Annotated in this window: 11 protein-coding genes; 8 read left to right on the top strand and 3 right to left on the bottom strand. The window is 61.3% G+C overall.

Going from position 1 to position 13,336, the window contains the following annotated elements:
• Positions 1–94 precede the first annotated feature (94 nt).
• Genes BLT69_RS00530 through BLT69_RS00515 form a run of 4 tightly spaced genes read left to right on the top strand, consistent with a single transcriptional unit; the run spans position 95 to position 5,539 of the window.
• Positions 95–838, top strand: coding sequence for an ABC transporter ATP-binding protein (locus BLT69_RS00530; RefSeq protein WP_257590346.1), 744 nt, complete (start codon positions 95–97; stop codon positions 836–838).
• Positions 835–2,232: an FtsX-like permease family protein gene (locus tag BLT69_RS00525; protein WP_092648073.1), complete on the top strand. Its 1,398-nt coding sequence runs from the start codon at positions 835–837 to the stop codon at positions 2,230–2,232. The genes BLT69_RS00530 and BLT69_RS00525 overlap by 4 nt, the downstream gene beginning before the upstream one ends.
• A gap of 30 nt (positions 2,233–2,262) precedes the next feature.
• Positions 2,263–3,615 (top strand): alpha/beta fold hydrolase, encoded by a 1,353-nt coding sequence (locus BLT69_RS00520; RefSeq protein ID WP_092648072.1) that lies wholly within the window; start codon positions 2,263–2,265, stop codon positions 3,613–3,615.
• Entirely contained in the window at positions 3,584–5,539 is a 1,956-nt protein-coding gene (locus tag BLT69_RS00515; protein WP_162272383.1) for an acyltransferase family protein, read from the top strand. The genes BLT69_RS00520 and BLT69_RS00515 overlap by 32 nt, the downstream gene beginning before the upstream one ends.
• A gap of 16 nt (positions 5,540–5,555) precedes the next feature.
• Here BLT69_RS00515 and BLT69_RS00510 read toward each other — a convergent pair whose 3' ends face one another.
• From BLT69_RS00510 to BLT69_RS10735, 3 genes are all read right to left on the bottom strand, one after another.
• Entirely contained in the window at positions 5,556–6,641 is a 1,086-nt protein-coding gene (locus tag BLT69_RS00510) for an AEC family transporter (protein WP_157886263.1), read from the bottom strand.
• Positions 6,642–6,762: 121 nt separating this feature from the next.
• The gene (locus BLT69_RS00505; protein ID WP_070728005.1) at positions 6,763–7,359 is read right to left on the bottom strand and encodes a DUF1349 domain-containing protein; all 597 of its coding nucleotides are present in this window, start codon (positions 7,357–7,359) and stop codon (positions 6,763–6,765) included.
• A gap of 554 nt (positions 7,360–7,913) precedes the next feature.
• The gene (locus BLT69_RS10735; RefSeq protein WP_058237661.1) at positions 7,914–8,264 is read right to left on the bottom strand and encodes a hypothetical protein; all 351 of its coding nucleotides are present in this window, start codon (positions 8,262–8,264) and stop codon (positions 7,914–7,916) included.
• A gap of 453 nt (positions 8,265–8,717) precedes the next feature.
• Here BLT69_RS10735 and nrdF point away from each other — a divergent pair, with 453 nt between their 5' ends.
• The 4 genes from nrdF to BLT69_RS00480 all read left to right on the top strand — a co-directional run bounded on the left by nrdF (position 8,718) and on the right by BLT69_RS00480 (position 13,327).
• Positions 8,718–9,686 (top strand): class 1b ribonucleoside-diphosphate reductase subunit beta, encoded by a 969-nt coding sequence (nrdF, locus tag BLT69_RS00495; protein WP_092649035.1) that lies wholly within the window; start codon positions 8,718–8,720, stop codon positions 9,684–9,686.
• 194 nt (positions 9,687–9,880) lie between these two features.
• Complete coding sequence (locus BLT69_RS00490; RefSeq protein ID WP_070728262.1) at positions 9,881–10,174, top strand: heavy metal-binding domain-containing protein; 294 nt, start codon at positions 9,881–9,883, stop codon at positions 10,172–10,174.
• A gap of 49 nt (positions 10,175–10,223) precedes the next feature.
• Positions 10,224–12,500, top strand: a complete 2,277-nt coding sequence (locus tag BLT69_RS00485; protein WP_157886262.1) for an ABC transporter ATP-binding protein — start codon at positions 10,224–10,226, stop codon at positions 12,498–12,500.
• On the top strand, positions 12,497–13,327 hold the full coding sequence (locus tag BLT69_RS00480) for an energy-coupling factor transporter transmembrane component T family protein (RefSeq protein ID WP_092648068.1): 831 nt from the start codon (positions 12,497–12,499) through the stop codon (positions 13,325–13,327). The genes BLT69_RS00485 and BLT69_RS00480 overlap by 4 nt, the downstream gene beginning before the upstream one ends.
• Positions 13,328–13,336: the final 9 nt, after the last annotated feature.

Genomic DNA, 13,336 nt, shown 5'->3' with positions numbered 1-13,336 from the left:
AGTACTGGTCGGTTCAGACAGTAGACCTGGCTCTACCATGAAATATCGCCCCTGCTCACTGTTGAATCAGCACGCAAAAGGATGTACTGGTGACATGGCACAAAGAATGAATTCCGCGTCCGCAACACCTCAGGTGCTCAGCGGCCACGCGTTGACGAAGAATTTCGGTACCGTACCGGCTCTACGAGGCGTTGACATCGAATTCCCGCCCGGGCAGTCAGTGGCGATCATGGGTCCGTCAGGGTCCGGCAAGTCCACACTGCTGCACTGCCTGGCTGGGATTCTGCCACCCACATCGGGAGCCGCGTTCCTGGGGCAGGACAACATTTCAGCACTGTCCGACGCGCGCCGCTCCAAACTGCGCCTGGCCCGATTCGGCTTCGTGTTCCAGGATGGCCAGCTCATCCCCGAACTTCCCGCACGTGAAAACGTGGCCGTGCCGCTGATGCTGACGGGGCAAAGCCGCAAAGCGTCCCTCGCTCAGGCCGATATGTGGCTGGAGCGGCTCGGCCTGGGTACCGAGAAGTCGCGCCGTCCCGGTGAAATGTCAGGCGGGCAGATGCAGCGCGTCGCCATCGCACGCGCCTTGGCAGGCTCTCCCAGCGTGGTTTTTGCCGACGAGCCGACCGGCGCGCTCGACCAGTCCACCGGCCACGAGGTGATGCAGATTCTGACCACAACAACGCAGATGAGTGGCGCAACGCTCATCATCGTCACGCACGATTCACACGTTGCCGACTGGTGTCAACGACTCGTTGAAATCCGTGACGGCGTTGTGCACGCAGATTCGGGTGTGCGCGAGGTTCCTGCTCAGGCCCCCGGTGGTGGTCTGCGATGAAGACCCTGCACTTGGCTCCGATGCTCACCGTCGGCAGGCTGCGCTCCCGTGCCGGAGACGCGTGGCTGGACGTCCTAGCCGTCGCATCATTTGCACTGTCCACCGCGATGACGCTGACTGTGGCAGGCGGCGTGTGGATGTTCTACACATGGGCAAATGATCCTTCCGAGCGCCTCCTGAAAGCGTTCGCACGCCTCGACTTGCATCCATCGGCAACAGAAGCGTATCTCGTGTTCGCCCTGTTCGCAGTCGTCTTACTTGCCTTCCCCGTGTTCTCTCTCGGGTCCTCAGCGGCACGCCTGGGAGCACAGGGCAGATCCGAACGCCTCGCCTCACTGCGTCTGGTTGGAGCAACAAGTGGGCAGGTCATCCTGATCGCACTGGTGGAAACGGTTATCCAGTGGGTAATCGGCGCAGCCATTGGCGTCATACTGTACGTGGTGACACTGCCGTTGTGGTCGTACGCTCATTTCCTCACTGTCGCCATCGACCCTGCCGAGATGCTCGTGCCTGCATGGATGCTGGCGATTGTGCTGGCCGTCCTGCTCACTATCGCAGTCATCTCAACACTGGTCGGCCTGCAGAAAGTGCGGATCTCACCGCTGGGAGTCGCCAAGCGGCATACACCGAAGGCACTGCGGATGTGGCGCCTGTTCGTCCTGGCAGGAGCAATCGTTCTGTTCTGCACCTTCGCTATCTTCCCGACCGCCGACTTCAATAATCAGGGAATGCTCGTTGTTATTGCGCTGTTATCTGTCACCATCATCGCGATCGCAATCGCAGCTCCGTTCATCATTCAGCTGCTGGCTGCACCATTCACGCTGAGTCACTTCCCCTCGGTGGTCCTGGCGGCCCGCCGCATCATGGATGACCCGCGCGCTGTGTGGCGCGCAGTCGGAGCGCTGTCCATTCTGTGCTTCATCGGCGGGTTCACCTCCGTCATGGACTTCGCTACGGTGTCCACCACAAAGCAGGAAATATCGCCAGAGGTAATCCTCTTCACGCACGACGTCCCGCTGGGCGTGACGATCACGCTGGGAATCGGCTTCGCCGTGTCAGCCCTGTCCACCCTGATGAACCAGGCGTCAGGGGTCTTCGATCGACTCACACAAACTCAGGCCCTGGACCGCATGGGATTCCCTCGTCACCTGTTCACCCTTGTTCGACTGTTCCAGAGTTTCGCACCCCTGGTTGTGACATCCATCCTGTTCGCCGCTTTGGGTCGTGGCCTGTCGCTGGCGTCAACCGGAGGACGCAGCGCCGCCACTGACGACACGCTGGTCCGCCTGCTCATGATTGGCGGCATCGGACTGGGAATGAGTCTGGTGGCGTTGCTGATCTGCACACCGCTGGAGCGTCACGTCCTGGCTGCCCTGGGGCGCGCCAACGACTGAGGCTCGCCACCCGTAGCTACACTGTGGTGCATGCGCATCGGAAGCTACATTCACCATTCAAGCACCATTCACGACCACACATTCACCGTCCCACTGGATCACAATGCGCCCGATGCGCATGACCACGGGACGGTGGATATTTATGCTCGCGAGATTATCCCCCCCGGTGGAGACAGCCTGCCATACCTGGTGTTCATGCAGGGTGGTCCCGGAGGCGAAGGCCCCCGTCCAGGCGATTTTCGCGACGGATTCATCGGCCGCATGCTCAAGGACTACCGCGTCGTTCTGCTGGACCAGCGCGGGACGGGCAGATCCCACCGGCTCGACAAGCTCACGCTGAGTTCCCTCGGCAATCAATCCGTCACTGACGAGGGTGACCACGCTCCCACTGCTCAGGAAATTGCTGACTACCTGATGCTGTTCCGACAGGATCAGATTGTGCGCGATGCGGAAGTTGTGCGCCGTGAGCTGGCTGGCGATGAGCCGTGGACGACGCTCGGTCAGAGTTTTGGCGGCTTCATCAACACGTGCTACCTGTCGATTGCACCCGAAGGGCTGCGCGCCGTCTTCAACACCGGCGGTCTGCCCGGTCTGACGGACATTGATTCGATTTACCGGCTGACCTACGAGCGTACCGCAGCACGCAACCGCGCGTACTATGAGCGTTACCCTGACGATGAGCCGATGATTCGCCGCATCGCCGCGCATGTGCGTGACCACGAGGAATGTCTGCCAACCGGTGAGCGCCTCTCCACGGAGCGTTTCCGCATGATCGGCATATGTCTGGGTGGGCAACTGCGTTTCGACACGCTGCACTACATGCTGGAAGCCCCCTTCGTCACGGTTAACGGGGTCTCACGCCTGTCGCGTCACTTCCTACAACAAGTGGCAGACGAGGTCGCTCAGACCACTCCTATGTATGCGGTGCTGCAGGAAACGATTTACGCTGCGACCACCCCTGCCCTGGCGGGCACTGCAACCCGCTGGTCAGCGGATCGGCTTTCGCGTGAGATCGCGGGGTTTGATCCAGATGCTGACCCGTTGGATACGTCCGAGCCGTACTACCTGACCGGGGAGCACATGATGCGCTCGATTTTCGATGAGGATCCGGAGCTGACCGGACTGGGCGAGGCTGCCGACATCCTGGCCAACCGCACCGACTGGCCAGCGGTGTACGACCCGGAGGTGCTGGCTGAGAACTCGGTACCTGTCGCGTCGGCCGTCTACTTCGATGACATGTTTGTGCCGCGTGAGTTGTCACTGGAAACTGCGAGCGCCATTCGCGGATCGCGCGTGTGGGTGACAAACGAGTACCAGCATGACGGTTTGCGTGTCTCAGGAGGCGCCGTGCTTGACCATCTCTTTGCCCTACAGCGCGACTGACGTGGCAGATTCACAGCACACAGCATCCACCCGGCGGCGCGTTCCCGGCCTTGACGGGCTGCGCGCGCTGGCAGTCGCAGTGGTGCTGATCTACCACCTGATGCGCTCGTGGATGCCGGGCGGCATGGTAGGCGTGGATGTGTTCCTGGTGATTTCGGGATTCCTCATCACGTCCCTGCTGATCCATGAGTTCCGCACGGCCGGTCACATTGATCTCAAGGGCTTTTGGGTGCGGCGGGTGCGCCGCCTGGTTCCTGCCGTCGCAGTCATGGTGGTGGTGGCCACCACTGCGGCGGCCATAGTCGGCGGGGATGCGCTGCTGGCTATCCGACGCCAATTTGTCGGCGCGTTGACGTATACCTATAACTGGGTGGAGATTGCTGCCGGATCCAGCTACTTCGACCGCAATCAGCCGCTGCTGCTCACCCACATGTGGTCCCTGGCCATCGAGCAGCAGTTCTACCTGATCTGGCCGCTCATCGTGATCGCCCTTCTGTGGCTGGCGCGCCGCGTTTTCGCCCATTCAGAGCGCTGGATCTGGATCGTCGCTGCATGTCTGATGGCGGCATCAGCTCTGTGGGCACTGGCATTGGCATCGGGAGGTGCTGACCCCTCGCGCATCTACATGGGAACCGATTCGCGTGCCTTCGGCCTGATGGCAGGCAGCGCGCTGGCGTTGGCCTGCGGCGATCCGCTCAGCATCGATGAACCCGCCCCGATCAGTGCGCGCACTGCGACGGCTCGCGCCTCGCTGGGCTACGTGGGCGCCGTCATCATCGTGGTGGTCGCCATCATGTTGCCCATGAACAACGCTCCGCTCGCCCTGGAAATCGTTCTGATCCTTGCAACGCTCGGCGCGGTCGGAGTGATCCAGGCGATGATGCCGGCAGTACTGAGCGGTTCCGTATCGGGACGTTTCCTGTGCCGCATCCTTGATGCACCCTTCATGCGCTGGATTGGTGAACGCTCCTATGGCATCTACCTGTGGCACTGGCCGCTGTGGGTTCTGGGCTACTACCTCGTCGATGGCGACATGCCGCGCCCGATGGCGCTCGCTCTGGCAGCGCTCAGCGTCGTGATCGCAGAGGCCTCGTACCGGTGGGTTGAAACGCCGCTGCGCAAGGGCGGCATCGTTGCCACAGTGCGCTTGTGGATCACGAGCCTGCAGGAGCGTGGCCGCATCATCGTGTTCATAGTCTCGATGCTGATCATCGGGGTGCTCGTGACTGCAGTGGCGCGCCAGCCTGCCATGTCCAGCGCCGAGCAGGCCATTCGCTCCGGCCAGGCCGCCATTTCCGGCTCGCAGTCCGCTGCCGGCGATACCACCCCCGCGTCCGGCCAGAAGGCCGAGGGCGACCCGTCTGCTGCCCAGTCCGCTGCCGCAGGTGCCGTATCCGGAGCGGGACACGACCATTCAGATCAGCCCGCCACACCGATTCCCGGCAATCAGATCACGGTGATCGGGGATTCGGTGACGCTGGCGGCTGCGCCTGCTTTAACTGAGGAGCGTCCGGGTATTGCGATCAATGCCGAAGTGTCGCGTTCGATCTATCAGGTTTCATCCGTCCTCACGCAGGTTGATGCTGAATATGGTGCCCGCCGCTACGTCGTTGTCGCTCTGGCCACTAACGGTGATGTTCCACCCGAGCAGCTCGATGAGGTGCTCAAGCAGCTCGGGCCGGATCGTCGCCTCGTGCTGGTCACCGGGTTTGGCCCGGACGATGACACGTGGATTCGTCCCGCCGCTGACACGATCCGTTCATGGGCGGCAGCGCATAAGGACCGGGTTCGCGTGGCCGACTGGGCCGCCGCGATTGCAGAGCACACCGACCTTCTGGCCTCCGACAACGTTCACCCCGACGAAGAGGGCGCAAAGGTGTGGACGCGGACTGTGCTGGACGCCCTCGACACTGTGCCGAGGTAAGGGCAGGAAGCGCCTACTACAGGGCGCTCACCAGCAAGAACACCAGCGGGAATGTCACGGGAAAGACGGTCAGCGTCATAACGATCGTGGAGGTTGCTCCCTGAGGGTCACCATCCAGGCCGAGCGCAAGGTTGAGCACCGCTGACGCCGAGGGAATGCTCGCCAGGACGATCGCCGTCAGCGCCCACACCGAATGAGTATCAATGCCACACGCTGCGATCACGCCCACCACCAGCAGCGGCAGCACCACCGTCTTCGTCAGGGCCGCAGCGAGGACCACTGACAATGGGACAAAACGCTGACGCAGGGCCCGCAGGGCCTCAGGGACAGCCAGACCAATCGCGAACAAGGCACAGGGCACCGTGGCTCCGGCAATCAGTGACGTCGTGTGCGTGATTGCCTCCGGGAGGCGGATATGCAGGGCATTGACGCCAAGTGCCAGGGCAAAGGCAATTGTGGGAGGCATGGTGACGGCCTGGATGAGGACTTGGAGCGCTCGCGGCCAGTGGCGGGGGCGGGCAGTATGCGTGGCGTGATCACGGTCGACGTGTTCCTCGTGCGCGGACTGTCCCAGCAGGAGCTGACGCATGATGGGATAGCCCGACAGGAAAACAACGTTGTGGAGCAGTTGAATGACGCCGCCCGCAAGGCCGGCCTGTGGTCCGATCAGGGCCAGTGCGATAGGCACACCCATGTATCCGACGTTGCCGAAGGTCGCGCCCAAAACAATGGGGGACGGGTTGAACGCTCCGCTTGTGCGGGCACGGTCACGGGCGGAGAGATCAGCGTCCGTTTCCTGTCCTTCACGACGTTCCTGACACAGCCGACGCCGCTTAGAGACTGCTCGGAGAGTGAAGCCGAGCAGGAAGTAGAGGAGCACTGCGATGACGGGGCCTGAGAGTGCTTCCACGACCGGGGTAGCTGACGTGTCCAGTGGCGCATTGAGCACGACGGTGAACATGTAGCACGGCAGGGTGACATAGAAGACGAAGTCGTTGATCGGGTTCAGGGCACCGACAAAGTGACAGTTGCGTGCGAAAAGTGTTCCCAGCACTCCCACCGTGATCATGGGTGTGATCGTTGTCAGTACTGTCCCTAGCACCGTTTCCTCATCGTGACATCCAGCGTGCAGCCGGCGTTTTCACGGACCCATGCGGCCCGTGCTCTTTCACAATAGGAGTCAGTCCGAGGATGCGCACAATTGGTCCACCGCACCACCCTCGTCAGTGCAAACTGGCGTCTGCAGGGCCGAGCGTCCATGACGAGAAGGCGATGGACAGTCCGCCCCTGGACGGCGAGCACACGAACGGACCTGCCTCCACCACCGAGCCATCGTCAGGCAGACACGGCAGTACTCGCACCAACCTGAGGCCCTCGCCCACCACGCCGGCACGCAGGATGATCGAATCGTCGTGGCGGCTCACGCGGATCACCACATCTTTGTTGAGCCATTCGTGGACCGGCGACACTGACCAGTCGGACACGCCGCGCGTGACGACCGCGCCGAGCTGCAGCACTCCGTCGGAAAACTCAAGGCCCGCTTTGACCCAGTTTTTTGCACCGGCGCGCACGAAAATGCCAGCCTGGTCGAATTGCTCGGAGAACGCCGCATTGAGCGTCACCTCCATTGCTGTACCGTGGAGAAGTTCCCTGACCAGGGCATTCGCAGTGTTCACACTGAAGCCGTAGTAGGTACGCTCCCACGCATCGGATTTCTCGGTGGCGGTTACCACCAGTTTTCCCGCATCGTCAATGTGGTGATCGGCAGGGTCGTGAAGCCAACGGCCCTCGCTCCAGGCAACGGTCGTGTGAGTGGTCATCTCGCGCTCCTTACGCTCCAGGCAGACTCATCCGGTCATAGAGATACGTGGGGCAGGGCGTCCCGGTCATCAGCATCGACGAGGGCGACGCTGTCCCCTGCTGGTTCCACTGTCTCATATCGGGTCCTCCTGAGGTGAGTAAGTGGAGCACTGCGTGGAAGGAGCGTTCGTCCGGCCTGGCTGCAAATGCACATGCCGCCACGTAGGATTGACAGCACTGGATATATGGGAGGCTTCTGATGACTTGCGATTGCCACGATCACGACTGCTCAACCAGCACGGATGTTGGCGGGAGCTCTGCGTTTGGCCGCATTGAGCAGGCGCTGAGTGATCCGCGCAAACTCGGTTATGTCGCGTTGATGTCAGGCGGCACGCTCGCGTGGTATGCCATGCCGGACTTCGTACGCTCACGACCTGTTCGCGGCGTGTTGAAGGCCGGGCTCCTGGGCGGAATTACAGCCGCATTGGCGTCAATGTTCAGCTGTGAGGATCACCGCGCGTTCGTCGGCAATTGTGACGAGGAGGGCGCGTGCGCCTGCTGCAACGGAGATGCTTCATGCGAGGGCAAGAGCTGCAATTGCGGTGAAAACGATGGATGTGGCTGCGGTAAAGGTCAGGACGGCTGCGCGTGTGGCAAAGGAAAGGGCAAATGTGGCTGCGGATCGGATGAAGGTGCCGCAGCCGCTGGTGAGCGTACCGTTCCGCTGATCGACAAGGATCAGGCTGGCCCACTCGACCCGAATCGGACGTTGGAGCCTGAACCACACAAGGAGTGCGACTGCCAGAGCGACGGATCGTGCGGCTGTACGGGCAATCGACACCACGACGGACAGCATTGCGATCACGACCAGTGCGGCTGCAGCACAGAACATCATCGCCACGGCGATCACCGCAGTGGCCACCACCAGGCATTGGACACCCTTCAAGAAACTCTGCAGGAAAATCCTGCACTTATTGGAGCCGCGGTCGGCATTACTGCTGTGACGACGGCTGCAACAGTGTGGATCGAGAAAACTATCTTTCGGCGCGGCGAGAATCGCAGAGCTGCGGGCAAGAGATGTGCGCACACGGATCTGGCCGCGCTGATGGCAGCCCTCTTTGCTGGAATGGAAACGGCGCACGTGTCCGGTTTGCTGAGCTCGAGACAGGACGCCCACTGCCCACATGATTGCGAGGACTGCGGGCGCTGACCACGACGACGACAGTGACAGGCAATGCGAATGCGGGTGCGAAGTGCACTAGGACACGGCCACATCACATCTGGCGGGCGTGTCTTTTCGACGCTCAGACCAGTAGGCTGGGCTAGTGGCGTGCATGTGCGACACCACCAGAATTGAGGAGGAACAACTGTGGATCCCATTCATGCATCAGAGAATGAGACGATCGAAGCCATTAACTGGAACAAGATCATCGATGAAAAAGACGAAGAGGTATGGGATCGTCTGACTCGTAACTTCTGGCTGCCTGAGAAAATCCCGTTGTCCAACGACATTCAGTCGTGGAAGACGCTCAACGAGGATGAACAGACCATGACGAACCGCGTGTTCACAGGCCTGACCCTGCTGGACACGCTGCAGGGCACCGTCGGTGCCGTCTCCCTGATTCCTGATGCGCGCACCCCCCACGAAGAAGCGGTCTACACAAACATCGCGTTCATGGAGTCAGTTCACGCCAAGTCATACTCGTCGATTTTCTCCACACTGCTGTCCACACAGGAGATCAATGAGTCGTTCCGCTGGTCGCGTGAGAACGAACCGCTGCAGCGCAAGGCGCACATCGTGAAGTCGTACTACGACGGTGACGACCCAGAAAAACGCAAAGTGGCGTCCACGATGCTGGAATCCTTCCTGTTCTACTCCGGCTTTTACGCCCCGATGTACTGGTCGGCGCACGCCAAGCTCACCAACACCGCCGACCTGATTCGCCTGATCATTCGTGACGAAGCCGTGCACGGCTACTACATCGGCTACAAGTATCAGCTGGCTGTCAACGAGGCCGATGAGAAGCGCCGTCAGGAACTGAAGGATTACACGTTCTCACTGCTGTTCGAGTTGTATGAAAACGAAGAGCAGTACACCGAGTCGCTGTATGACCCGTTGGGGTTGACCGAGGACGTCAAGAAGTTCCTGCGTTACAACGCGAACAAGGCTCTGATGAACCTAGGGTATGAGGCACTGTTCCCGCATGATGAAACCGATGTGAACCCGGCGATCCTGGCAGCACTGTCACCGAATGCCGACGAAAACCACGACTTCTTCTCCGGTTCCGGCTCTTCCTACGTCATCGGTGAGATCGTCGACACCGAGGACGAAGACTGGGATTTCTGACAACCCCTGACAGACCCAGACGCTGCCTAGCGGTAAACAAGACGGCGCACGCACTGTAAGTGCGCGCGCGGTGCGCACGTGGAATGATACAAGTGGATTCAAGCCGCCCGACTGGTCGGCTCGGGCGCAGCGGGCGCCCATGGCAGTCGCATTGCCAGCCTGCCGAATCGTTGCGTCAATAGATGGGAGACAACATGCTCGCAGTGACGACACCGTCCATCGAAGGTCAGCCGATCACGCGTTACATCGGCCTTGTATCAGGTGAAACTGTTTCATCTTTCCCCGCGAGCGGAATGCTGAAAGCGCTCAACGGCGGACGCAAAAGAGGCGAGGAAAACCTGCAGACCGCTTTTGAAAATGCTGTCAACCAAATGTGCGAGCGTGCCGAACTCCTCGGAGCTGACGCCGTGATCAGTGTTGAGATGCACTACACCTGCATGCAAGGCACTCTGATCTGCACAGCAACCGGCACAGCCGTCACCCTCTGATTTCAGACTGCCTCCTGTCATCCTGCCGTTCCTGTCAGTGGATACACAATTGTCATCACACCGTTCTCACACGCGATCCACGGCAGGCACCGCACGCCCGACCGGCGCGCTCACACCGGTTGAACTTGCTTCATGCGGAGTGCTTGCCGGACTGGCAATCGTGGCATGTGTCGGCGCTACCATCCTGCCGTTCTTCAACAACTTCCTGCAGCTCATCGCTACAATCCCGATCGCCATGATTGCGGTCAGGCTCCGCCCTCGTGCATCACTGACCACCGTGCTGACCACCTGCCTGATCGGAGCCATCCTCGGCGGAGTCAACACCGCACTGACCGCAATCCAGGCGACACTGGCAGGGTGGATCGTCGGAGCACTCCACCGCAAACACATCCGCACCCGATTCGCATTCCTGATCGGCATTATTGTCGGAGTCATCCTCGGAGCACTCACTGACCTGACGCTATGGCTGCTCACCGACCTGCGGGAACTCACGCTTGAATCTGTGCGAGTCTCGGTCAAAGGCTACGCGCGGCTGTTATCCGGATGGAGCCTCACCCGCCCGATGTCCGACCTGTTCCTGACCTTCACCGACTGGATGGTGGCCTACTGGTGGGCATGGCTGCCGGTATCCGTACTTTTCGCATTCGCACTCACATTGACCGTTGCGCACTGGCTGATGGGTCACGTCCTCGCCCGTATTCCGCAGGGCAATGCATTAGATCCACTGCGCGTCGACGAGGATGCCGCCCCGATCCAGCCGTTGCCCACCACGCTCACCGACGTCCACATGCACTATCCGGGCGCCACGCGCGACGCGCTTGACGGCGTGAGCCTCACCATCGACCGCGGCCAGTTCGTCGTCATCGCCGGGCCGAACGGATCTGGAAAGTCGACCCTGGCATCCATTCTTGCCGGTGCGCGCCACAGCGCCGGTTCCGTGAAGCGGCCCGGCCGGATCGGACTGGGTCGACATAGCGGGGTCGCACTGCTGGCTCAACGCACCGAATTGTCATCGCTGGGCGAAACGGTCGAAGAAGACATCCTGTGGGGCATGAGTTCCGACGAGCGCGCCGCGCTCCCCCTCGACAGTCTTCTGGATCAGGTCGGTCTGCCTGGCCTGTCCGCGATGCCGGTACGTCACCTGTCGGGCGGCCAACTGCAACGACTCGCACTGGCCGGAGCCCTGGCACGTCAGCCTGCCCTGCTGATCTCGGACGAGTCAACCGCTATGATCGACCAGCAGGGGCGCACCGAACTGATCGCCATCCTCGCTGACCTGCCCCGCACCGGCACGACCGTCGTTCACATCACCCACGACCTCACTGAAGCGGCACGGGCCGACCGGCTGATCACACTCGACAACGGTCACGTCACCTTCGATGGTGCTCCCACCGACCCGACCAGTCCGCTCACCGACAGCACGACCACCGGCGCACCTGGCTCCCTGACCTGCCACCTCACCAGCGGCGCTGCCGATGTCGTGGCCGTCCCCACCGACGATGCTACTGATTCCACAGCCTCTCCCACCCGCCAGCCAGCCAGCAGCGTGCACGACTCCCCCATTGACGAGGGTGACCCATCCGCGGTTCGCACCGTACCAGTCATGCCTGTGGTCTCCACCGACGATGACGCTGACGACATCGTGTCCCACCTCAAACGGTGGGGGGATCACTTCGCCCCGGCGCTGACACTGCACGACGTGTCGCACGCCTACGACGTGAGGACCCCGTGGCACAAGCAGGTCCTCTTTGACATTAATCTGGACGTTGCGCCAGGTGAGAGTGTCCTGATCGCAGGTGAGAACGGGTCGGGCAAATCGACACTGGCACGCATCATGACAGGACTGATGCCTCCCACCTGGGGAGATTGCCTCCTGGGCGACAAGCCCGCCAGCCAGCAAGTCGGATCCATCGGCATGTCGATGCAATTCGCCCGACTTCAGCTCCAACGCCCGTCCGTGCGTCTGGACATTGCCGCGGCCGCCAACATCGACCCTGACGACACAGAGCGGGTCGACGACGTGGTCAGCCGCGCGATGGCGGAAGTGGGACTGGACTGTGAGTTGCAAAGGCGCGGTATTGATGAACTCTCCGGCGGGCAGATGCGACGCGTCGCGTTGGCTGGATTATTCGCAGCGGACCTGAATTTCATTGTGCTTGACGAGCCTCTGGCGGGCCTGGATGCCACATCGCGTGAACTGGTCATCAGCGCGCTGAAACGCCGGCAGGATCGCGGCATAGGAATTATTGTGATTTCGCACGATTTTGAAGGTTTGGATCAGGTGTGCTCCCGGCACCTTTCCCTCGTCGAAGGGAAACTGTCATGAGTACATTCGCACGCAATACGCCACCCAACACAGGTGTTCGCGGATCTGCCGCTACGCACAGGCGCCCTCGCCCATCACCTACGTTGGCACTGCCCCGCCCGCTGCCGTGGGAATCTCCCCTGACGCGCATGTGGGTCGGCACGAAGATCATCTGCCTGGCAACTCTGACGACACTGCTGGTCCTGCTTCCCAAGTGGCCAACTGTCGCGGCGGTCGGCGTGTGTCTCCTGGTTGCGGCTGTTGTCGGACGCGTGCCCATTTCGGCACGGCCGCGCCTGCCGTCCTGGATCTGGGCCGGCTTCATTGGCGGCATGATCGGGGCCGCGATCGGCGGCGGTGCATTGATTTTCGTCCGCGCCTTCCTCGTCATGGTCGAAGTGATCCTCGGATCACTGCTGCTCGTGTGGACCACACCCATTGAACGAATCGCCCCGGCACTTCGAACACTGCTCCACCCTCTCACGTGGTTTCGAGCTCCCGTCGACGAGTGGGTAATGGCGGCAAGTTTTGCGCTTCGAGGCCTGTCGACCGTGCGCGACCAGATGCAGGCAGTGTTCGACGCCGTGCGCCTGCGCTGGACAGATGATGGGCCGATGATGACATTTCGCGGTCAGCTCAAATTGATCGTGGATATGACAACCGCAACGTTATCCGCGTCCTCGAGACGTGCCGATGACACCGGCAGGGCAATGACAATGCGCGGTGGAATCCCGCCAGTTGAGCGCGATCGGGTTCGTTTGCGCTGGCCAGACATCATCGGGCTGGTCCTGGTTCTTGCCGCAACCGTCATCTCCGTCATCTTCCGCTCCGGTGTCCCGTGGCAGTGAATGTGACTG

The sequence above is a fragment of the Schaalia radingae genome, assembly GCF_900106055.1.
GTDB lineage: Bacteria > Actinomycetota > Actinomycetes > Actinomycetales > Actinomycetaceae > Pauljensenia > Pauljensenia radingae_A.
This window is presented reverse-complemented; position numbering and strand designations above follow the sequence as displayed.